This window comes from Rossellomorea marisflavi, from assembly GCF_001274775.1.
Classification (GTDB): Bacteria; Bacillota; Bacilli; order Bacillales; family Bacillaceae_B; genus Rossellomorea; species Rossellomorea marisflavi.
On sequence record NZ_LGUE01000001.1, the window covers coordinates 117,364 to 139,824 of the forward strand.

A 22,461-nucleotide genomic window follows, 5' to 3' on the forward strand; every position below is an offset into this window, starting at 1 on the left:
CCGCCATTGCAGCTCCCGGCTGTTGCTGTAGCGTTACAAGACAAACCTTTGGTGTGGGTGAGGGAAAAAATGACTGACAACGAAGTACTATTAACGTATAAATCGAATCTTTTCGACTTGATCTATGATGGGGAACCATCCACTTATATTGAAAGATGGCTCGGGATCATGAGAGAGTCTTGGAACGCAGAGCGGGTACATCTGTATATCCATTCGGATGATACCTATCTATTGTATGGTTCCGGGGAGGAGCAGGATATCCCCCTCTCGATCCGGGAAGAGGAAATCCGGTATCGGAATCCTTTTTCGATCAGCTATGAAGGGGCCAATGAAGGAATCTGCCATGGGTTTGCTTTCGCTGATCATCAGGGGGGCGGCTCCCTGTTGCTTTTTTGGAGCGGTGGCATAAAAGTGGGACCCGCGCATCTGAAGCAGATATGGGAGGTGAGCAATCGCTTCCTATTGCATACGAGTGCGATTCAGACCGTGCATGAAGATGAACGCAGGTACAGGGAGTTGTTCAACGTGACGGAGATTTTCCATTCCACCAGGGATGTGAGGAAGCTCCTTGTTGTGACGATGGATACCCTGAAGCGCGTTTTCCCCCAGGACGTGTTCACGCTGCTCCTGGCGAATGACCCCGTTGGGAATGAAGCCCATTCGATCCGTCACTTTGATTTGGATAAAGCAAATGAAGCCTCGATGCATGTGTTTGTCAGCGGGGAAATGAAATGCTGGGGAGAGCATGTCCTCTATGCCCCCCTCAAAGGGACACAAGGGATTTACGGAGTCCTGGAAGTGAAGCTCAATCCTACGTCGCCGCTGACCGATCATAAGATGGAATTTGTAAGGCTCCTGGCCTATACGGCTGGAAGTGCCCTTGAAAATGCAAAACTTTACGAACAATCAAGAAAAGTCATTTCAGATCTTCAGCTGATCAATGAAACCTCCCATCAGTTGAACTTGAACCTGAGAATGACGGACACCCTCCAGTTTTTAAGGAAGCAGGTGGAGAAATCATTCCAGACGGAAGATATCGGCTTTGTCTTGTTTGAAGGCGGAGCTGTTATGATCGCGGAGGAGAGCTCGGATCTGTTCGGTCTTCCATCTGGGAAGCGGTATGTGGATTTTGTCCACGAGAGAATGCAAGAGAACAGGGAAGCCATCTTCATCGGTGAGATGAGCGAACAAGTGGGTGATGGAGAAGCCTTTTCTTCCCTGATGGCCGTTCCCATGTTGCATGATGGAAACCTCCTGGGGTTCTGCCTTGTCCTTCACCGTGATACGTATCGTTTCTCGTTCGACATGTATAGGCTGTTTCAATCCTTCATCCATCATTCCACCCTTGCCATCACGAATGCAAGGCTTCGGGAGAAATTGGAGGAGCTGGTCATCACTGATCAGATGACCAATCTATACGCAAGGGCCTATCTCGGAGAAAAGATGGATGCTTCCATGGAACAGGATGATCACGGCACCCTGCTTCTTGTCGATATCGATGATTTCAAATCGGTCAATGACCGGTTCGGTCACCAGGTCGGTGATGAAGTGCTCGTCCAGGTGGCGGATCTGATGAAGGAAGTGGTGGGTGAAAGCGGCTATGTTGCCCGGTGGGGCGGCGAAGAACTGGCCGTCTATCTCCCTTCTGTCGAGCAATCCATCGGCGCTTTGATCGGAAGGGCCCTTGTGGAAGGGATCTCGGAGAAGACTTCTCCGAGGGTGACCCTTTCTTGCGGAGTGGCCTCCTGGCACCGGAAACGTTCTGCGGTCACGGTGGAGAAGCTTGTGAAGCGGGCGGATGAAGCACTCTATATCGCCAAGAATAATGGGAAGAATCAAGTGGTCCTTGAGGATCGAACCACATATGCATGAAAGCCCGCCGGAATTCCGGCGGGCTTTTTCGTATGATGGGTGCATCTCCCTGACTGAGCGTACACGTGGAGGTGGTGACTAACGAATGAGGGGAAAGAAGCTTACTATTCTTACTTTAGCACATTAGTGTAAACGCTTTCTTTTTAACGTCATTTCGCATATTCTAGAAGTATAGACAGAGGAGGGATAGGGAGAAATGAAAGAACGTAAACGATTTGAGACCAGGGTCATTCATGAAGGCTATTCTTCGGTGGGGCATTCGGACAGTCTTGCTCCGCCGCTTTATCAGACATCCACCTATACATTTCAAACGGCAAAGCAGGGGGAAAGGCGCTTTGCAGGGGAAGAGGATGGATATATATATTCAAGACTCGGGAATCCGACGGTGTCGATCCTTGAGGAGCGGATGGCTTCTTTGGAGGGCGGTGAAGCGGCGCTTGCATTCGGCTCGGGGATGGCGGCGGTTTCAGCTGTGCTATTTTCATTGACGAAGGCAGGCGACCATATCGTATGCTCGCAAGGGGTGTACGGATGCACGTTCGGACTGTTGGAGCTGATGGAAGAGAAATTTGGGATAAGCCATGATTTTTCTCCCATGGACACGGAGGAGGAAATCCGCTCGAAGCTTACGGACCGGACGACTTGCATCTATGTAGAGACGCCGATCAACCCGACGATGCAGCTGATCGATCTGGAGCTTGTTTCTTCGATTGCAAAGGAAAAAGGAATCCCTGTGGTAGTGGACAATACCTTTTGCTCGCCTTACCTTCAACGTCCCCTTGAATTTGGCTGCGATCTGGTCATCCACAGTGCCACCAAGTATATCGGCGGGCATGGAGATGTGATAGCGGGGATCGTCGTAGGCGATCAGGAACGGATGTCAACGATCCGCATGACCACCCAAAAGGATATCGGCGGCATCATCTCGCCCTTTGATGCGTGGCTTTTGCTGCGGGGATTGAAGACCTTGGCCGTGAGGATGGACCGCCACTGTGAGAGTGCGTCAAAAGTGGCGGAGCAGCTTAAGCATCATCCACTGGTGGAGACGGTCATCTTCCCGGGGCAGGTGGAGCATCCACAGCATCACATCATGACCAAGCAGATGAAAAAGCCGGGCGGGATGATTTCATTTACCATCAAGGGAGGGAAGGAAGACGCGCAGAGGCTCATGGATGAGCTGAAGATGATCAAGATCGCCGTCAGCCTCGGTGATGCCGAATCCCTCATCCAGCATCCGGCAACGATGACGCATGCGGTGGTACCGGAAGAAATGCGCATGAAGATGGGGATCACCGATACGCTCCTCCGACTTTCCGTAGGGCTGGAAGCCTATGAAGATATCTGGGAGGACATTGAGAACGCACTGAATCGGATAGGATAAGAAAAAGGAGGGAAGCCGGATCGGCTCCCCTCCTTTTCGCATCCTATTAAACGTGGCGCACAAGTTCTTCCACAAAGCGTTCAAGATGATGTTGATCTTCTTCGTCGAATCTGCCTTTTTCAGGGCTGTCGATATCAAGGACGCCGATCAGCTTGTCATCCTTCACGATCGGTACGACAATCTCTGATTGTGAAGCAGCATCACAGGCAATATGACCGGGAAAGGCATGGACATCTTCGACGAGCCTCGTTTTCCGTTCCGATGCGGCCGTGCCGCAAACGCCTTTGCCAAGCGGGATGCGTACACATGCAGGCAGTCCCTGGAATGGACCGAGGACGAGTTCATTGCTTTCTTCTTCGTAGAGATAGAAGCCTACCCAATTGGTGCGGTCGAGAAATTGATTCAACAGCGCAGAAGCATTGCTGAGGTTCGCAATGACATTCGGCTCTCCTTCAAGCAGTGCGCTCAGCTGTTTTGTGACGAGTGTGTACCCTTTATCTTTTGATTCCTCATATTTTTCTACTTTAAACAACACAAACTCCCCCTATTCTACACGAATTGATCCGTCCGCACCCCATTTCCCCTTCACTCGATGGATTATGTCGATAAGTAAAAGGAGGGAATCGGCCGCGATGGACGAATACATGTTGTAACGCTGAAGGTCCCTATACGGGATCCTCACGAACGTATTGAATCAGTTTTAGCATATTTCCAAGAAATCTTCAATCCATTCCGTTCTCTACCGGCCAATCAAACGAAACGAGGGATTCGAATGAAGAAGCTTATAAGTACAAAAGATGCGATTTTTGCTGCTGCTGTTTCATTATTCAATGACCATGGATTCGATGGGACGTCCGTCAGGGATATCGCCGGCAAGGCCGATGTCAACCCGGCGACGATCTCCTATTATTTTAAAGGGAAGCAGGGGCTTCTCGAAGCATGCTTCACGCATTTCTTTGAACCCTATCTCCGTTTTTTGGAGGAGGAGACCGCTGCCCTTCCATACATCGATGCAGAAGTGTGCCTGAAACGTGCCGTCTACAAGCTCCTCAAGTTCCAAAGCGAGAACCATCAGCTCACCCGGTTCATCTGGAGGGAGGTGTCCATCGATTCCCAGGTCGTAAGGGAGATCATCGCTTCCTATCTGATGAAGGAGCGATTCTACTTGAAGTGCCTGTTTGAAAAGGGGATGATGGATCACTCATTCAAGAAGCAGCCGGTGAATTTCCTCATCATTCAGCTGAAGTCCATGCTGACCTTCCCGTTTTTGAACAGCCAGCAGCTGAGGGAAGTATGGCAGCTTTTCCCGCAGGAATTCTATTTTGTTGACCATTACTATCAGCAGATCGATCAGTGGATCCGGCTCATGCTTGTTGAACAGAGGAATGAACCATTCGAAAAAGAGATGCTCGTCTGAGATTCAGAGGAACGTCATCCGTGTCCTTCCTTGATCAAGGCCGCTGACCGTATGGGCATCGGAACCATATACGACGGGGATCCCCATCCCATAAGCCTTCCGGATGACCGGTTCGGGTGGATAGGACTCGCCGCAGTGAGGTTTGATGACACCTGCCCCGTTATAATCGACTTCCAGACCGTTGGCGAGGATCGCGTCGAGGATGGTTGAAATATCCCGGGAAAAAGATCGGGTTGTCGGGTAGAGCTTCTGGAATTTGTTCGCCAGTGTCATATGACCGATCCTCTTCGGTTTATAGGGACCGAGGTCCGAATGGATGGAAGAAAGGACGGCTCTGTAATAATCCTCATGGACCGGATCGACTCCGCCATAGGCTTCCGTCATCCTGCCGAAGGTTTCATCACTATAGTCCAGGCAATACCAAGCCCCGTCTTTCTTCAAGAAATGAACCGAGAGGATGCTGTCGTCGAGGGATGGACCGTATTTCGTCAGCAACTCTTTTGTACCTGCTTCATATCCCTCGATATAGTCCACCTCCAGGCCTGCTAAAATCACAATGCGGCCATCATATTTCCTTTTTAGACGGTCGATTTCTTTCAAATAGTCGTCCATTTGCCCGAACTGCATAGCGCTGTCCCTTTCCGGCACAGGATCGATGAAGTCCCTGGGAAGGGGAGCGTGCTCTGTGAACGTGATATGGGTGTATCCGAGTGCGATGAGTCTTTCGACATATTCTTCCATGGTGTCCTTGCTTCCGTGCGGACAGAATGGGGTATGGATATGACCGTCCCGTTTGATCATGGAGAAGCCTCCTATTCCTTAATCGGCTAAGATTTTGCCCGTCAAATGGCGAAAAATCGTCCATTGAACGGAAAAACTGCCGATTATGACTTTTTATCGAGTAAAATTCGAATTTAATAGTCAAAAAATGTCGTTAACATGGTATCATTATAGCAATGAGATAAATTTTAAGAAACTTAACTTTAGATAAATGTTACTGAATAGTTGAACAGGGGGCTTATGATGCAGTACATCATCGGTGGAATACTACTAGTATTGATTGTCTTCCTGACTGGATTCTTTGTCAGGAAGAAATATTATGCAGAGGTCGATCGCTACGAATCCTGGAAGATCGATATCATGAATCGTCCTGTCTCGGATGAACTTTCCAAAGTCAAACAATTGAACATGACCGGGCAGACCGAGGAATTATTCGAACGCTGGAGACAGGGTTGGGATGAGATCGTAGCCGTGCAGCTCCCTGAAGTGGAAGAACTTCTATTCGATGCAGAGGAGCATACGGATAAGTTCCGGTTCAACAAAACAAAAGCCACCCTTTCCCGTATCCATGAGATCCTCACCGGTACCGAGACGAAGATCGAGACGATCCTGAAGGAACTCGATGAACTGATCGGCAGTGAGGAAAAGAACAGGGAAGAGATCCAGACGCTTCAGGAAGAATACCGCAAAAGCAAGAAGCAACTTCTCGCTTATCGTCATACATATGGTTCCACGGCTAAACCGATCGAAACCATCCTTGATGAGATGGGCAAACAAATCGAACGATTCGAGGAATTGACCGAACAGGGGAACTATATCGAAGCACGTGAGATGGTCCTAGGGCTGTCTGAGAAAATGAGGGAGACCGCCTATAAGATGGAGGCCATCCCGAACCTGCTCACAGAGTGTGAAAACGTCCTGCCGGTCCAGATTTCAGAGCTCGAGGCCGGATATGAGGGGATGAAGGAAGAAGGGTACATCCTGGATCATGTGGAGGTGGAAGAAAAGGCCGCCGCACTGAAGGCATCCCTTGCATCCCACGTCACCGACCTCGGGGAACTGAAGGTGGAAGGCGTGGAAGAAGGCCTGAAGGAAATGAAGGAAACGATTGAATCGTTCTACGATATCCTGGAAAAGGAAGTACACGCCAAGCATTTCATCGGGCAGTATAAAGATGCCACGACGGAGAGCCTCATCAAGGCCAAGGAAGAGAACGAAGACATACAGGCGGAGCTCCGGATTGTCCAGCAGGCGTACCATCTCCGGGACGAAGCACTCACGATCCCCAAGGATCTGGAACATAAGATCATCCAGCTTTCCAAACGACATGAACTGATTATGAAGAAGGAAGAAGAACAGGGTGCCCCTTACTCCAATCTGAGTGATGAACTGAAGGATATCCGGAGCAGTCTGGACGAACTGAACAGGGAGCAGGAAGAGTTCAATCTTTATCTTCAAACGATGAGGAAAGATGAGCTTGCCACCAGGGAAAAAATCCATGAGCTGAAGAAAAAGGTGGCCGAAGCGAGCCGCATGATTTCCAAAAGCAACGCACCTGGCCTCCCGCAAGGATACAAAGATCTTCTTGACGAAGTCCATAATAAAATCGAGCAGGTGAATGTGAGTCTCACCGAGAAACCGCTGAATATGAAATTTGTTCAGGAAACATTGCTTGCTGCAGAAGACACCGTGGATCATTTCTATAAGAAGACCGATGAACTCATCGAAGACGTCGTCCTCTCGGAACGGGTGATCCAGTACGGGAATCGCTATAGAAGCCGCTATTCATCCGTCCATGACGGCCTCAGGAATGCCGAGGAAGCTTTCAGGCAGTATGAATACCGGAGGGCGCTGGAAGAAGCGGCCACCACCTTGGAAAAGATAGAGCCGGGCGCACTGAAGAAAATCGAGAAAATGATTGAGAATAAATAAAAAAGCAGTCCCCTTTACCGTGAAAACGGGCGAGGGTGCTGCTTTTTTTGTGGTCCATATATAGATCATACCAAACGGGGGATTCCCAACGTTCGGGGCACGGGATAGTAGTGGATATCAACGATCATCCCCGGAGTTTCCCCGCCCACAAAAAAATCCGCCCCGATGTGGCCGGGACGGATGGTGTGCCGATTACGCTTGTATCACTCTTTTGCTCGTTCCGAGAACCAGTGAAATGACGAAGCCGATCAAGGCGCCGAAAATTGCCGGGACGATCCAGCCGATCCCTTCTGCATAGAGGGGAAGGAATGAAAGCCAGTCCCTGACGGCAGTCACTTCGATACCGGCTTCCTTCAGTCCGTCGAATAGACTGATGAAAGCGGTCAGGGCAAGCGCCGTGATATACACGGGGCGGTAGCCTCTGAACAGATTGTGGAAGAACGAAAGAATGATCAATACGATGGCCATTGGATAAATGAAGATCAGCACCGGCAGTGAGATGGAAATCAGCTGTGTCAATCCGATATTGGAAATGATCATACTGAACAATGAAATAATGAACACCAAGGCTTTGTAAGGGATCGGAAGCAGCTTTGAAAAGTACTGAGCGCTCGCCGATACCAGTCCGATTGATGTCGTCAGGCAGGCAAACAGAATGGCCAGGCCAAGGACGATGATCCCGAACGATCCCAGCAGTTCTTCGGAGGCTGCGGCAAGGAGTGCGCCGCCGTTAGCTTGTTCTCCGATGGCATCGGTCCCGCTGGCCCCGATATAGCTGAGGGACAGGTAGACGAGGGCAAGACCTGTAGCCGCAATCACACCGGCTTTCATGGTGATGGCTGAAATACTTGCCTTCGAGGTGATGCCGTGATTCTTAATGGAATTGATGACCACGATTCCGAAGACGAGTGCCGCAATCGTGTCCATTGTCAGGTACCCTTCGATGAATCCTTTGAAAAGGGGCCCATTTTGATAGGCTTCAATTGGTGTACCAAGGCTGCCCATGGGCGTGACGATACTTTTTACGACTAGTACGGCAAGGATGATCAGTAGTGAAGGAGTCAAAATCTTCCCGATCCGGTCGACCAGCTTGGACGGATTCAAACTGAGCCAAGCGGTCAAGGAGAAGAAGATGAGCGAGAAGATCATCATCGGCATCCGGCTGTCGGTCAATCCTTCCGGCAAGAAAGGCAGAACGCTGATTTCATAGGTGACCGTACCGGTACGCGGTATTCCGAAGAAGGGACCGATGGCGAGATAAAGGATGACGGTGAAGACGATGCCGAAAACGGGATGCACCCTGCTGGCAAGGGACTGCAGGTCTCCTCCTGACTTGGCAATCGCGATGACGCCCAAAAGGGGAAGTCCCACACCGGTAATCAAGAATCCCAGGATGGCTGTCCAAACATGATCTCCAGCCTGCTGGCCTAAAAATGGAGGGAATATCATATTCCCGGCTCCGAAGAAGAGGGCGAACAGCATCAAGCCTATTGCCATTACGCCACTAAATGGAAGCGCTTTCTTATTCATATACTTTCCTCCGTTTCATTCGTGCTTGATTTCTTATGTTGGTAAGAAGGGATAAGTGCGTTCAATAACGAAATAATCAAACAATTTAGTATATTCAAATAGTATGACCTGTCACTTACTTACATGATTCTCGCAAAAATTCAGTTATATTTCAATGAATAAATTTGGAAAGTATATTAAAATTTCATGAACAATAAAAAAGTGCGCTTCTTATTTGGGAATCCCTGCAGGTATGGTAAGATTAAAAATTGAAATGTGAGCCAAACCATAAGCAGGTGAGATGTATGATCTATTTAGATAATAGTGCCACAACGAAACCTTATAAAGAAGCACTCCATACGTTCATGAAGGTGAACGAAACACTGTATGCAAATCCATCTTCGATCCATTCGTTCGGTGGGAAGGCAGATGACCTTATCAAACGTTCACGGGAGCAGGTAGCGGACCTCCTTGGCGTGGAAGGATCGGAAGTCTTCTTCACATCGGGAGGGACCGAGTCGAATAATCTGGCCGTCAAGGGTACGGCCATGCAGTACAAGAACAGGGGGAGGCATATCATCACCTCCCGCATCGAGCATCCTTCAGTAAAAAAGGCTGTAGAAGATCTTGAACCGTTCGGGTTCAGCATCACCTATGTAGGCGTGGATGAGGATGGACGAATTGACCTGAAGGAGATTGAAGATGCGCTCAGGGATGATACCATCCTCGTCAGCGTCATGCACGTCAATAATGAGGTCGGAACCATCCAGCCGATCCGGGAAATCGGCGAACTGCTCAAGGATCGCCCGAAAACCCTTTTCCATGTGGATGCCGTGCAGGCATGCGGGAAAATACCGCTTGATCTTCATGGCGCGGGGGTGGACCTGTGCAGTCTTTCCTCCCACAAGATTCACGGAATAAAAGGAACGGGGGCCCTCTATGTCAGGAGTGGGGTGCGCCTTTCACCGTTGCTATCCGGTGGCGAACAAGAAGGCAGCCTCAGGAGCGGGACCGAAAACACAGGGGGGATCGCGGCCTTTGCCAAGGCCCTTCGCATGCATTTGAAGGAAAGGGAAGAATCCCTTCCAGTAATGCAGGAAATCCAAGGCTTCATAAGGGACGGATTATCCAAGCTCCCTTATGTGACGGTCCATACACCGGAAATCAACGCAGCCCCCCATATCCTGAACTTTTCCATCGAAGGGTTCAAGGGGGAAGTGATGGTCCATTCACTCGACCAGCATGGGATTTATCTTTCCACCACGAGTGCCTGTTCATCCAGACAGCATAAACCAAGTGAAACGCTTCTTGCCATGGGCGTGTCGGACATGCGGGCGAACAGCTCACTCAGGGTGAGCCTGTCCTACCATACGACGATGCAGGAAGCACGGATGTTCCTGGAAACATTGGAGAGGGAAATCCGATCATTAATGAAAACGATGAGGAGATCACGATGAAATATAATCGAATTCTAGTCAGATACGGTGAAATTTCCACCAAAGGAAGAAACCGCAAGAAATTTACGTCCCAACTGAGGGAAAACATCCTGGAGGCCCTGAAGGACCTTCCTTCCATATCGGTCAATGCAAGCAGGGATCGCCTTCACATCCTGCTGGGGGAAGCGGACGGGGAAGAAGTGATCACAAGGTTATCTTCGATCTTCGGCATCCAGTCATTCAGCCCGGTTGTCATGACGGGCAGGGATGTGGATGAAATGATGGAAGCGGGCCTTGCCCTTGTGCAAAAAAGCTTTGAACCCGGAAAAACGTTCAAGGTATCGGCAAGACGGGGAGATAAGACCTTCCACCTTGATACGAACGAATTGAACTACCAGATCGGGTCATACATCCTGAAGAATATGGAGGATTTGACCGTCGATGTCCGCAATCCCGATATTAAACTGAATGTGGAGGTTCGGAAGGAAGGGGTTTACCTTTCATCCGAAATCTACCCGGGTGCAACAGGCATGCCGGTGGGAGCGAGCGGAAAGGCTATGCTCATGCTCTCTGGGGGGATCGATAGCCCCGTTGCCGGTTACCTGACGATGAAACGGGGCGTGGAGGTCGATGCCGTCCATTTCCACAGCCCTCCTTTCACCAGTGAAAGGGCAAAGCAGAAGGTCATCGATCTTTCGAAAAAGCTGTCGGCGTTCAGCGGAAAAGTGAATCTTCATATTGTCCCGTTTACGGCAATCCAGCAGCTGATTCATGATCAAGTGCCTGAAAATTACACCATGACTTCCACGCGGAGAATGATGCTCAGGATCACAGACATGATACGGGAAAAACACGAAGGGCTTGCCATCGTGACGGGTGAAAGTCTCGGCCAGGTGGCGAGCCAGACACTGGAGAGCATGCAGGCCATCAATGATGTCACGAATACCCCTGTCCTTCGACCGTTGATCGCCATGGATAAACTTGAAATCATCGACATTGCCCAGAAGATCGATACGCATGATATCTCGATCCTTCCATATGAAGACTGCTGCACGATCTTTACGCCGCCTGCTCCCAAAACCAGGCCGAAGCGTGAAAAGGTCCAGTACTACGAAAGCTTTGTCAACTTCGATGAGCTCATCCTAGAAGCTGTCGAAAAAACGGAAATCATGCAGATCGACGGTTCTTCCCATAAGGAAGAAAACTTCGACGAGCTCCTCTGATTTAGGAACATTTACCAAAGAAATCCCTTGCATGAAGCCATGTGTTTTCGCACATTCTATACTCAACAAGCAACGAGGAGGTGAAAACACATGGCAAACAACAGAAGTTCTAACCAACTAGTAGCTCCTGGAGCTCAACAAGCTATCGACCAAATGAAATACGAAATCGCTTCTGAATTCGGAGTTCAACTTGGTGGAGATGCAACTGCCCGCGCTAACGGTTCTGTAGGTGGTGAAATCACTAAGCGTTTGGTTCAAATGGCTGAACAACAAATCGGCGGTTACCAAAAATAATTGAATACAATGGCTACAAAGGAGCGGGCATTGCCCCGCTCCTTTCTTTTTGCTATCAGTAAAAAGAATATTTAAAAAAGTTTAAACATTTTGTATAATAGAGTGGGCTATGTAAAAAAAAGGAGGAACCACGATGAAAAGGGAAGAACTTATAGCACCGGAAACATATAATCTGGTGGAGGAAGTCGAACGCTTTGCTGCAAATGATGGAGCAAAAGCCCTCCTATGGATGGATGAACAAGGTAACGAAAAGCAGATCAGCTATGATGATCTGATTAAATTGGCGAATAAATATGGAAACGTTTTCATTGAGGCTGGATTTACAAAAGGCGATGTGCTCCTGGTGATGATGCCAAGGCTGATTGAGGCGTACGCTGTTTACCTTGCTGCCTTAAAAGCCGGTCTTGTGGTGATCCCGAGCTCGGAAATGTTAAGGGCCAAGGACCTCGGATACCGCATTGATCATGGGGATGTTAAGGGGATTGTCGCATATTCTCCGTTTATCGGTCAGTTTGAAGGGGTTGCGGGTATAGAAAATGTAAAGAGATTTGTTGTCGGCGGGGGACAAGATGGATGGACCGATCTCGAAGGTGAAGCGAAAAACGCTTCGGACGAGCTTGGTTTCGCTGATACACACCGTGATGACATGGCGTTCCTCTCCTATACGTCCGGTACGACGGGGAATCCCAAAGGGGTTGTACATACGCACGGCTGGGCCTACGCCCATCTGAAGACTGCTGCAAAGGAATGGTTGGGCATCGAGGAAGGGGATGTCGTGTGGGCCACGGCAGGTCCAGGCTGGCAAAAATGGATCTGGAGCCCGTTCCTATCCGTCCTTGGTTCAGGAGCGACAGGTCTTGTTTACCAAGGGAAATTCGAGCCGCATGCCTATTTGAAGATCCTTCAAGATCATAGGGTGAACGTCCTGTGCTGCACACCGACTGAGTACAGGTTAATGGCAAAGGTGGATGATCTCGGTTCCTATAATCTTGATTCCCTTCACAGCGCGGTTTCAGCCGGCGAGCCATTGAACCGCGAAGTCATCGACGCGTTCCAAAAGCATTTTGACGTCCTTGTGAGGGATGGATACGGGCAGACGGAAAATACCCTTCTTGTCGGGGTGACCAAAGGAATGGAACTGCGTCCCGGGTCAATGGGGAAACCGACTCCTGGGAACAGGGTAGAAATCATCGATGAACTCGGGAAGCCTTGTGAAAACGGTGAGGTGGGGGACATTGCCGTTCACCTTGAAACCCCGGCCCTTTTCAAAAACTACTATAAAGATCCCGAGAGGACGGCCATGCAATTCCGCGGAGATTACTATATCACCGGTGATATAGCGAAACGGGATGAAGATGGATACTTCTGGTTCGAGGGAAGGAGCGATGACATCATCATTTCTTCGGGATATACAATCGGGCCATTTGAAGTAGAAGACGCCCTGGTCAAACATCCTTCCGTGAAGGAATGCGCCGTGGTCGGGAGCCCTGACGAGATCAGGGGGCTGGTCGTCAAGGCGTTCATCGTCCTGAAAGACGATGTAGACCAAGCCGATCCGGCTCTTATCCCTTCCCTACAGGAACATGTCAAGGAACTGACGGCTCCTTACAAATATCCACGGAAGATTCAATTCGTCGACGAATTGCCGAAGACGACTTCAGGCAAGATCAGGAGAATCGAACTCCGACAAAAAGAACTGACAGCACAAAACTTATAGCCAAAAAAGGGGAGTCCGCAGGGGCTTCCTTTTTTTCGTTATCGCATAAATTCAGTTCTTTCTGATTTTTGCACTTTTATGGTACAGTAGATACAGAATTTTTTGGAAAGAAGGGAACAACCACGATGGGAACATTATGGACGAATGGAACAATCTACACGATGCAGGCAGAAGGTCATACTGTAGAAGCTGTATGGACGGAAGATGGCAAAGTGAAGGCGCTCGGCAGCGAAGCGGCCCTTACAGAACGGTTTGCAGTCGACCGGAAAATGGACCTTGAAGGCAAGATCATGTTCCCGGGGTTTGTGGACAGCCATATGCACCTCATTGGACATGGAGAGACATTGATGAGGCTGGACCTTTCCGAGATGACCAGCAAGGAGCAGGTGCTGCTGGCGGTCAAGGAGAAGGCAGACCGTACCCCGGAAGGAGACTGGATCATCGGGGAAGGGTGGAATGAAAATCTTTGGGAAGATCCTGAGGTCATCACCAAAGATGAAATCGATCACGTAGCGGGGGGACACCCTGTCCTCCTGAAACGGATATGCCGCCATGCCATCGTCGTCAATACGTTGGCCCTTGAAAAAGCAGGCATCACCGACGCATCGGAAGATCCCGAAGGGGGACTGATCGACCGATACGATGACGGACGTGTCAACGGGGTGCTGAAGGATACGGCACAGGATATCTTGACGGGGATCCTGCCTTCGATTTCGTTGGAATACCTCGAAGAAGCCCTTTCAAAAGGGGTTCAAAGCTGCTGGGAAAACGGCCTTACAGGCGGTCATACAGAAGATTTGAGCTATTACGGGGACTTTAACAAAACGTATCAGGCGTTCAGGAATACCCTCGGAAAAGACGGTAAAAAATTCAGGGCACACCTCCTTGTCCATCATGCCGTCATCGAAGACTGGCACGATGAAGGGCATCAATTCCTCGAGGGAAGCCCCTATGTGGAATTCGGCGCCATGAAAATCTTTGCCGACGGGGCCCTTGGTGGGAGGACGGCCCTCCTCAGCCATCCATATGCCGATGATGAAAGCACCAGCGGGGTGAGTATCCATACGGAGGAAAACTTGCAGGCCCTCGTAGCGAAGGCAAGATCCTATGACTTACCCATCGCTGTCCATACAATCGGAGACCTGGCGTTTGAACAGGTGGTGGATGCCATCACGAAAGAGCCTACGGTGAAGGGGCGGCGCGATCGATTGATCCATGCCCAGATCCTCCGACATGAATTGATCGAGAGAATCAAGGGACTGGATCTGATCCTTGATATCCAGCCCCGGTTTGTCGCATCAGATTTCCCGTGGGTGATCGACCGGATCGGGAAAGACAGGATGAAGTATAACTATGCATGGAAGACCCTCCTTGAAGAAGGGATCCACTGCGCAGGCGGTTCCGATGCCCCGATCGAGCCGGTCAATCCCCTGCTTGGTATCCATGCGGCCGTAACCCGGACCAACCCGAATGATCCCGATCATACGGTTTTTGGACCCGACCAGGTATTGAGCATGTATGAAGGCATCTCCCTGTTTACAAAAGGCAGTGCCTTCGCGTGTCACCACGAAGCCGACCGCGGTCTCATCAAGGAAGGGTATGATGCAGACTTCACGATCCTCAATGAAGATCCCTTCGCAGGAGGTCCTGATGTGCTCCTGAAACAAGTGGTGGCGATGACCGTCGTCGATGAAGATATCGTATATAGCAGAGATAGGAAAAAATAATGATTGCCCCTGGTCACCCCCATGGCTATAATGGAGTTATTTCGGTCATTGAAATAGTTTGGGGGTAACAAAATGAAGTCAAGTCAGACGGGAATTGCGTATACCGCGTTGTCGTATCTATTATGGGGGATCCTCCCGATCTATTGGAAGTTTCTCGGAGATGTCCCGGCCGATGAAATCCTGGCAAACCGCATCTTCTGGTCCTTCTGGTTCATGCTGCTGTTCCTCTTGGTCACAAGAAGGTTCAGAGGATTCACATCCTATCTGAAAACGTCGTTGACGAAGAAAAAGCAGGTGCTCGCGCTCCTCGTCGCTTCTTTGTTGATCAGCGCGAACTGGTTCATCTACATATGGGCCGTCAATACAGATCAGATGGTGGAAGCGAGCCTCGGATACTATATCAATCCCTTGGTGAGCATTCTATTGGGTGTCTTCATCCTCAAGGAGAAGCTCACCAGAGCCCAGATCCTGTCATTCGGTTTGGCCGCGGCGGGCGTGCTCGTCCTCACGTTGTCCTACGGTGATTTCCCGTGGATCGCGTTCGGGCTGGCGTTTTCGTTCGGTTTATACGGGCTGGCCAAAAAGCTGATCCAGGTTGAATCATCCATCGGCCTGACCCTGGAAACCATGACGATAGCGCCCGTTTCAATCGTGTACCTCCTGTTCTTGTATCAGGATGATTCACTGGCACTCTTCCATACGGGAACAGGAACGGATCTGCTTCTGATCGGAGCAGGTGCAGCGACGGCGATCCCACTCTTGTTCTTCTCGCGCGGGGCCCAGCAGATCCCCCTTTACATGGTGGGATTCCTGCAGTATATCGCCCCGACCATCACCTTGATCCTCGGCGTGTGGATGTATCATGAGCCGTTTTCTACCGTCCATGCCATCGCCTTTTGCTTCATCTGGCTCGCATTGGCGGTGTTGACGGCATCACGGCTTCAGCTTGCAAGGAAAAGGCGGAAAGATGCCCGGCTGAGCGCATAGAAAAAACCCGGAATGCCTGAAAAGGAGTGGCCCTCCCTTTCGGCATATCCGGGTTTTCTTTTTTTCTCAAAGGAATGAACGTTTCACCTTTTCCCAGAAAGAATTATCCTTCAGCTTGACGGTCTTGATGATGTTTCCGCTCAGCTTCGCCTCGATGGTTTCGACGTGCTGGATGCCGAGGGCTTCATTGTCCATGCCCATGGCAGGATAATCATTCCCGTCCTGGACGATCTTCAGGACAAGTCGGCGTTCCTGGCTGAGGATGAAGGAAGAGCCCAATGTCCGGTACCGGTTATTATTGAGGGAAGCCATCTCACTCACCTGAAGGCAGGGGATCATCGGATCCACGACCGCTCCGTTGACGGATTTGTTATAGGCCGTACTGCCCGTCGGTGTGGCGATGACCATGCCGTCTCCCCTGAACGTTTCAAAATGGTTGTCGTCGATGAAGACATCCATCACGAACGTCTTGATGATCCCGGAGCGGATGCTGAACTCATTCAGACATAGGAATGAGGTTTGATGATCCACGGTCACTTCGATCGTCGGGTATTTCCGGACTTCGATCTGCTCCTTGGTCATTGCCTCGATCATCTTGGACGTATCATCGATATGGAAGTCACAGTACATGCTTAGGGTACCACCGGTGGAAATGCCGGCATAGAGGCAGTCCTGCCGGAAACCGGTCTTCCTGACGGCCTGAAGGAAGGTGCCGTCGCCCCCTACGCTCACGATGATACTCGCATCTTCGTGACGGTTGACGATGGTGAAATCATAGCGGCGCGCGAGTTCATAGAGTGAATCCAGCTTCGCCCCGAGTGCAGCATCTTTCAGGTGATAAAAATAAATATTGCGACGATTCATGTGAAATGCCCCCTGTCGATGTAGGTTAAGTTTTCCCATTTGATTAAAAATTTGCTAGAATCTTACTTAGTGAATATTCTACCATGTTTTATATGTAGAATGATAAAGATATCCTTACATAAGATAGGATGAGAAAGGGAGGATTATACAACATGAATGCAAAAAGATGGATTGCACTTGGAATCGCAGCCGGACTGTTCTTTGTCTCGGTCATCGTCAATTTCGCCACATCGGCATTGAAGGGTGATTTCACAAGTGCCTGGGAAGAAGTGCTGAGCATGGACTCGACCCTGAATGAAGAAGTATTGGATGCAGGATCGTCCGGGGACCGGATCGCCGTACTCGAAGTGAACGGAGTCATACAGGATACAGGAGGCGCGGGCTCGCTGTTCGAGAGTGCGGGCTATAACCACCAGTCTTTCCTTGAACAGCTCGACGCTGTTGAAAAGGACGACACGGTCAAAGGGGTCATCCTGAAGGTGAACTCACCTGGTGGAGGAGTGGTGGAAAGCGCCCAGATCCATAAAAAGCTTGAAGAAATCAAAAAAGATACGAAGAAACCGATCTATGTGTCCATGGGGGGCACGGCCGCTTCAGGTGGTTACTACATATCTGCCCCTGCCACCAAGATCTTCGCCAGCAAGGAAACCCTCACCGGTTCCCTTGGGGTAATCATGCAGGGAATCAATTATTCAGAGCTTGCTGAAAAATACGGAGTCGACTTCGTGACAATCAAAAGTGGTCCATACAAAGATATCATGAGCCCGACAAGGGAGATGACCGATGAAGAGCGGGATATCCTGCAGTCCATGATCGATAATTCCTATGAAGGATTCGTGGACGTCATCGCAAGCGGCCGTGATATGTCGGAGGATCAGGTGAAGAAAATCGCCGACGGCCGGATCTATGACGGACAGCAGGCGAAGGAAGTCAACCTTATCGATGAATTCGGTTATTACGAAGACACCGTCGAGGCCATGAAGAAGGATTACAAGCTGAAAGATGCAGAAGTCTTCCGTTATTCCTCTGGTGATTCTTTCGCAGGGCTCTTCAATATGGGAGCGAAGAAAATGATCGGTGGAGATATGGAAGCGACGGCCCTTGCCAAGATCCTATCCCAACCGAACGCACCACGATTGATGTATCTATATTCTGAGTAAGGAGGGCTTGACCGATGAGTGACGTATATGAACAAGACGGCGTGCCCTTTCCTGAAAGGGAGCAGCCGGAAGAAAAAAGACTAGAACCATTCATACCCACCAAAGGGTTTTTCCTGGCAGGGTTTTGGATCAGATTCTGGGCCTACATCATCGATCTGATTGTGATCGGAAGTGTAACGCGGCTCCTCGTGACACCGGTATTCAAGCTGCTGGATATCCCGATGGGGAGCTCCATGTTCGCTCCATACACCATCCTGACCACCATCGTCTTTTATGCTTACTTCGTTCTCATGACGAAGTTCTTCCACCAGACTCTCGGGAAGATGCTATTCGGCGTCAAAGTGGTCGGCATCAAAGGACAGAAGCTCGACTGGGGAACCGTCCTATTCAGGGAGCTGATCGGACGTTTCATCTCAGGCACTTTCTTCCTCCTCTACGCGGTTGTCGCCTTCACCACGAAAAAGCAGGGGATCCATGATCTCTTCGCTGACACCACGGTCGTACACGAGAAAAGAAAGATGGAATTCACACCGGCACAAATATGAATCAAGAAAGACTGGGAAAAACAAAAAGGTCATGACGAACACTATCAGTATGGCTTCTTTATACCGCTCATGATTTCCGTGCAAGACTACGCTTTCCGCGGGTAGCCCGTGAGCTTCCTCGGCAAGCCTGCGGGGTCTCACATCAGCTACGCTTCCCGCTGGAGTCTTCGTCTTGCACTCCAATCAACCGCTAGGAACAAGTAAATCGTAATGGACATGAAACAAATCAAAAACCCGAACTATCTCAAATAGTTCGGGTTTTACTATGACTAAAACTCTCTTGCCCCAGCCTCTTTCTTTGTATTTGGGAGTGGGATCGACTCCATGCTTGTTCGTCACCCTTATGGGAAGAGGTGGGTCCGAAAGGAAAAGAAAGGTTTAAATCATGATCGTCGAGGCGATAATGGGAAGTTGAAGGGGTGTGATGGATATGAGCTGGTGGGTATGGACCCTCCTGATCCTCGCTGCATTGCTGCTGCTATTATTCGTAATCATTTTTATAACCAAACTGACCATTACCATATCCCTCTATCACGGAAATGATAATGATCATTTCAAGGTGATGCTCAGGGCATGGTATGGAATCCTTAAATATACAATCGACATCCCCATGGTGAAGGTCGATGATGATGGTCCGAATATCGTTCTGGAAGAAAAGAAGAAGGCAGGGGATGCCGGCTCTTCCGGCAAGGAAAAAGAAGATAAGAAGAAGGTGACCCCTTCGGAATTCATGAATAGCCTTAAAGATACGAAGACCCTCCTCGTCCATGTACGGTCCCTGCACCGGATCATCCGGCATTTCATGAAGAAAGTGAAGATGGATGATGTCATCTGGCATACGAAGATCGGCACGGGTGATGCCGCCACAACGGGTTCCTTCACAGGGGCGATATGGGGATTGAAAGGAAGCATCATCAGTCTCATGAGCGGATACATCAGGCTTCAGTCCATGCCGGATCTACAGGTGGTCCCCGACTTTCAACAAGCGATCATCCAGACCAGATTTTCATGTATCATCCAATTTAGAATTGGGAATGCTATCCTCGTAGGTTTCAAGATACTTCGTTTTTGGAGGGGCGGCAAGGCCACGTTCAAGACAAAGCCATTGTCCACCCTCTCAGGTGAAAAACATTCAGTATAATAAGGAGGAACTGACATGAGCGAACATCCTATTGAAGGGTTAATGACCACCGCCATGGAAAATCTGAAACAAATGATCGATGTGAATACGATCATCGGTGATCCAGTCGAAACACCAGACGGAAGCGTGATCTTGACGGTATCGAAAGTCGGGTTCGGATTTGCTGCAGGCGGCAGTGAATTCATCATCGACGGCAAGGGTAAAGGTGGAGATAATGGAGACAAGCCACAGTCCGGACCAAAGCAGCAACCTTTCGGTGGAGGAAGCGGTGGAGGTGTATCCATCACCCCGATCGCGTTTCTGATCGTCAGTTCAAGGGGCATCAAAATGCTTCATCTTGATGAAAATACCCATCTCCTTGACCGACTTCTCGATCTTGCACCAGGTGCCATCGAAAAGATTCAGAGCATGCTGAAGAAAGACCATGATGGACACGGACCGGATCACCATAAACAAAATGTAGACTTTTAAGCCTTGGGGCGTGCAGATTCCTGCATGCCCCATTTTCTTTCTGGAGAGGGTAAGCCCTAACAGTTGCGCACCCTCACCCCTTTTCTGTACTATGAAGAAGTACAACCTATTTTAAAGGAGGAATACATAATGGCATCAATCACATTCAAAAACAATCCTGTCACACTCGTGGGCAGCGAAGTAAAAGCAGGGGATCAAGCACCTGACTTTACCGTACTGGCCAACGATCTTTCAGAAGTGACACTTCAGGATTCAAAAGGCAAGGTGCGTTTGATCTCTGTCGTTCCTTCCATCGACACAGGCGTCTGCGACGCCCAAACAAGAAAATTCAATGAAGAAGCAGTCAAGTTCGGAAATGTGGAAGTCCTGACCATTTCTGCTGATCTGCCTTTCGCACAAAAACGCTGGTGCGGATCAAATGGCATCGAGAATGTCCAAACCCTATCTGACCACCGTGATATGAGCTTCGGTGAAGCATACGGCGTCTACATGAAAGAACTCCGTCTGTTGGCACGTTCCGTATTCGTCGTGAACAGCAACGACGAAGTGACGTATGCAGAGTATGTAAGCGAAGGAACTGATCACCCGAACTATGAAGCAGCAATCGAAGCGGTTAAAAACGCAAAATAATCTCACCAGATGCTGGCCACGGCCAGCATCCTTTTTTGCCGCAAAAAGGGTCTGGTTTTTACAAAAGGCGATGCCCACGTTACAATAAAAGCACCAAACCGTGAAAAGGAATGAACGTACATGATGAATTCACCAGTCGAAACACTATTCGGCATACTCGATGAAACCTCCACCCTGCTTCAGGAGGAACTGAACTGTACCTATCTGGAGGCAGTCGCTGAAACAGGAGAGAATCTCTTTCAGGAAGAAATCCTTCAAGATGAACTCAGCGAGCTCACGAAGAAGCGATTATCCAAAAAATACGCGGAACTGAACCTTGACGAGACGGCAGATGAGGATATCCGGAAAGCATTCCAATTTGCCATCTTGAAAGGGATGAAAGAAAATGTCCAGCCGAATCACCAGATGACGCCGGATTCCCTAGGCATGTTCATCAGCTATCTGGTGAACCGTTTTACCGAAGGAATGGACACGTTCAAGGTCTTGGACCCAGCGATCGGAACGGGTAATCTCCTGACCACGGTGCTGAACCACCTGACGGGGAAAGAGACGGAGTCCGTCGGCGTGGAAATCGATGAGGTGCTGATCAAGCTCGCCTATGTAGGAGCCAACCTGCAAAAGCATCCGCTTCAGCTCTTCAACCAGGATTCCCTTGAACCCCTCATGATCGATCCCGTGGATCTTGTCCTAAGTGATCTGCCGATCGGGTACTATCCGAACGATGTGAGGGCGAAGGACTATGAGCTGCAGGCGGAAGAGGGGCATTCGTATGCCCATCATCTCTTTATCGAGCAAAGCCTCAAGCATACAAAAGAGGGGGGATATCTGTTCTTCATCGTCCCGAACAATTTGTTTGAGTCCCCGTTTGCTTCACAGCTTCAAAACTTCTTGAATGAAACGGCGAATATCCAGGGCTTCTTACAACTGCCCCTATCCCTGTTCAAGAATAAGCAGGCTGCCAAGAGCATCTTGATCCTTCAGAAGAAGGGTGATGGAGTCGAGGCGCCGAAAGAAATCTTGTTGGCACAGCTTCCTAGCCTGTCCAATCAAAGGGCGCTGCAGGACATCCTCGGTAAGATTGATGGATGGCTGACTGATAATAAACGATGATTGATTGAAAGGCTGCTTTTTTAGCGGCCTTTTTTTGTTGCTCTTTTTGGGAATGGGTCAGTGAACTTCTATATCAAGTGAGAGGAGGTAGTTTTAATAGAATCTATGGTCGATTCACAAAACACTCTCTTTTTGAGAAGGGTGTTTGATGAGGATGAGCCCGTGCCTCTTCGCTGCGGACAGCCGCTTTCCACGGGGTGTGCGGTGAGCCTCCTCATGCTTGCGGGGTCTCACCCTGCCCACTTTTCCCGTAGGAGTCGGCTGT

At 49.7% G+C, this 22,461-nt stretch carries 20 protein-coding genes; 16 read left to right on the plus strand and 4 right to left on the minus strand.

The features are described 5' to 3' along the window. Nucleotides 1-69 precede the first annotated feature (69 nt). Together AF331_RS00620 and megL are read left to right on the plus strand one after the other, a co-directional pair. Nucleotides 70-1,872, plus strand: a complete 1,803-nt coding sequence (locus AF331_RS00620) for a sensor domain-containing diguanylate cyclase (protein WP_053426323.1) — start codon at nucleotides 70-72, stop codon at nucleotides 1,870-1,872. Nucleotides 1,873-2,068: 196 nt separating this feature from the next. Then, nucleotides 2,069-3,253, plus strand: coding sequence for a methionine gamma-lyase (megL, locus tag AF331_RS00625; RefSeq protein ID WP_053426324.1), 1,185 nt, complete (start codon nucleotides 2,069-2,071; stop codon nucleotides 3,251-3,253). A 46-nt stretch (nucleotides 3,254-3,299) separates the two neighbouring features. Here megL and AF331_RS00630 read toward each other — a convergent pair whose 3' ends face one another. Next, nucleotides 3,300-3,785, minus strand: a complete 486-nt coding sequence (locus AF331_RS00630) for a GAF domain-containing protein (protein ID WP_053426325.1) — start codon at nucleotides 3,783-3,785, stop codon at nucleotides 3,300-3,302. A gap of 240 nt (nucleotides 3,786-4,025) precedes the next feature. On the opposite strand from AF331_RS00630, the gene refZ reads away from it, so the two are divergent. Further along, complete coding sequence (gene refZ, locus AF331_RS00635) at nucleotides 4,026-4,670, plus strand: forespore capture DNA-binding protein RefZ (RefSeq protein ID WP_053426326.1); 645 nt, start codon at nucleotides 4,026-4,028, stop codon at nucleotides 4,668-4,670. 3 nt (nucleotides 4,671-4,673) lie between these two features. On the opposite strand, the gene hisJ is transcribed toward refZ, so the two are convergent. Next, a complete protein-coding gene (hisJ, locus tag AF331_RS00640) occupies nucleotides 4,674-5,471 on the minus strand; it encodes a histidinol-phosphatase HisJ (protein WP_053426327.1) in 798 nt (265 codons plus the stop codon). Between the two features lie 222 nt (nucleotides 5,472-5,693). Here hisJ and ezrA point away from each other — a divergent pair, with 222 nt between their 5' ends. After that, complete coding sequence (gene ezrA, locus AF331_RS00645; protein WP_053426328.1) at nucleotides 5,694-7,382, plus strand: septation ring formation regulator EzrA; 1,689 nt, start codon at nucleotides 5,694-5,696, stop codon at nucleotides 7,380-7,382. A gap of 192 nt (nucleotides 7,383-7,574) precedes the next feature. On the opposite strand, the gene brnQ is transcribed toward ezrA, so the two are convergent. Then, nucleotides 7,575-8,912, minus strand: a complete 1,338-nt coding sequence (brnQ, locus tag AF331_RS00650; protein ID WP_053426329.1) for a branched-chain amino acid transport system II carrier protein — start codon at nucleotides 8,910-8,912, stop codon at nucleotides 7,575-7,577. Between the two features lie 284 nt (nucleotides 8,913-9,196). Here brnQ and AF331_RS00655 point away from each other — a divergent pair, with 284 nt between their 5' ends. From AF331_RS00655 to rarD, 6 genes are all read left to right on the plus strand, one after another. Beyond that, the gene (locus AF331_RS00655) at nucleotides 9,197-10,348 is read left to right on the plus strand and encodes a cysteine desulfurase family protein (protein WP_053426330.1); all 1,152 of its coding nucleotides are present in this window, start codon (nucleotides 9,197-9,199) and stop codon (nucleotides 10,346-10,348) included. Next, on the plus strand, nucleotides 10,345-11,550 hold the full coding sequence (gene thiI, locus AF331_RS00660; RefSeq protein WP_053426331.1) for a tRNA uracil 4-sulfurtransferase ThiI: 1,206 nt from the start codon (nucleotides 10,345-10,347) through the stop codon (nucleotides 11,548-11,550). The genes AF331_RS00655 and thiI overlap by 4 nt, the downstream gene beginning before the upstream one ends. Before the next feature lie 90 nt (nucleotides 11,551-11,640). Then, the gene (locus AF331_RS00665) at nucleotides 11,641-11,844 is read left to right on the plus strand and encodes an alpha/beta-type small acid-soluble spore protein (RefSeq protein ID WP_048007455.1); all 204 of its coding nucleotides are present in this window, start codon (nucleotides 11,641-11,643) and stop codon (nucleotides 11,842-11,844) included. Between the two features lie 133 nt (nucleotides 11,845-11,977). Beyond that, nucleotides 11,978-13,561 (plus strand): acyl-CoA synthetase MbcS, encoded by a 1,584-nt coding sequence (mbcS, locus tag AF331_RS00670; RefSeq protein ID WP_053426332.1) that lies wholly within the window; start codon nucleotides 11,978-11,980, stop codon nucleotides 13,559-13,561. 125 nt (nucleotides 13,562-13,686) lie between these two features. Beyond that, nucleotides 13,687-15,288 (plus strand): amidohydrolase, encoded by a 1,602-nt coding sequence (locus AF331_RS00675; protein ID WP_053426333.1) that lies wholly within the window; start codon nucleotides 13,687-13,689, stop codon nucleotides 15,286-15,288. Between the two features lie 72 nt (nucleotides 15,289-15,360). Next, a complete protein-coding gene (gene rarD / locus AF331_RS00680; RefSeq protein WP_053426334.1) occupies nucleotides 15,361-16,275 on the plus strand; it encodes an EamA family transporter RarD in 915 nt (304 codons plus the stop codon). A gap of 66 nt (nucleotides 16,276-16,341) precedes the next feature. Here rarD and AF331_RS00685 read toward each other — a convergent pair whose 3' ends face one another. Beyond that, complete coding sequence (locus AF331_RS00685; RefSeq protein ID WP_053426335.1) at nucleotides 16,342-17,139, minus strand: NAD kinase; 798 nt, start codon at nucleotides 17,137-17,139, stop codon at nucleotides 16,342-16,344. A 152-nt stretch (nucleotides 17,140-17,291) separates the two neighbouring features. Here AF331_RS00685 and sppA point away from each other — a divergent pair, with 152 nt between their 5' ends. The 6 genes from sppA to AF331_RS00715 all read left to right on the plus strand — a co-directional run bounded on the left by sppA (nucleotide 17,292) and on the right by AF331_RS00715 (nucleotide 22,196). Next, on the plus strand, nucleotides 17,292-18,299 hold the full coding sequence (gene sppA, locus AF331_RS00690; RefSeq protein WP_053426336.1) for a signal peptide peptidase SppA: 1,008 nt from the start codon (nucleotides 17,292-17,294) through the stop codon (nucleotides 18,297-18,299). A 14-nt stretch (nucleotides 18,300-18,313) separates the two neighbouring features. After that, complete coding sequence (locus AF331_RS00695; RefSeq protein WP_053426337.1) at nucleotides 18,314-18,844, plus strand: RDD family protein; 531 nt, start codon at nucleotides 18,314-18,316, stop codon at nucleotides 18,842-18,844. A gap of 430 nt (nucleotides 18,845-19,274) precedes the next feature. Next, on the plus strand, nucleotides 19,275-19,985 hold the full coding sequence (locus tag AF331_RS00700) for a DUF2953 domain-containing protein (protein ID WP_053426338.1): 711 nt from the start codon (nucleotides 19,275-19,277) through the stop codon (nucleotides 19,983-19,985). 15 nt (nucleotides 19,986-20,000) lie between these two features. Beyond that, nucleotides 20,001-20,456, plus strand: a complete 456-nt coding sequence (gene ytfJ / locus AF331_RS00705) for a GerW family sporulation protein (RefSeq protein WP_048007462.1) — start codon at nucleotides 20,001-20,003, stop codon at nucleotides 20,454-20,456. 129 nt (nucleotides 20,457-20,585) lie between these two features. Further along, entirely contained in the window at nucleotides 20,586-21,086 is a 501-nt protein-coding gene (tpx, locus tag AF331_RS00710; protein WP_053426339.1) for a thiol peroxidase, read from the plus strand. Nucleotides 21,087-21,209: 123 nt separating this feature from the next. Next, the gene (locus tag AF331_RS00715) at nucleotides 21,210-22,196 is read left to right on the plus strand and encodes a class I SAM-dependent methyltransferase (RefSeq protein ID WP_200908241.1); all 987 of its coding nucleotides are present in this window, start codon (nucleotides 21,210-21,212) and stop codon (nucleotides 22,194-22,196) included. Nucleotides 22,197-22,461: the final 265 nt, after the last annotated feature.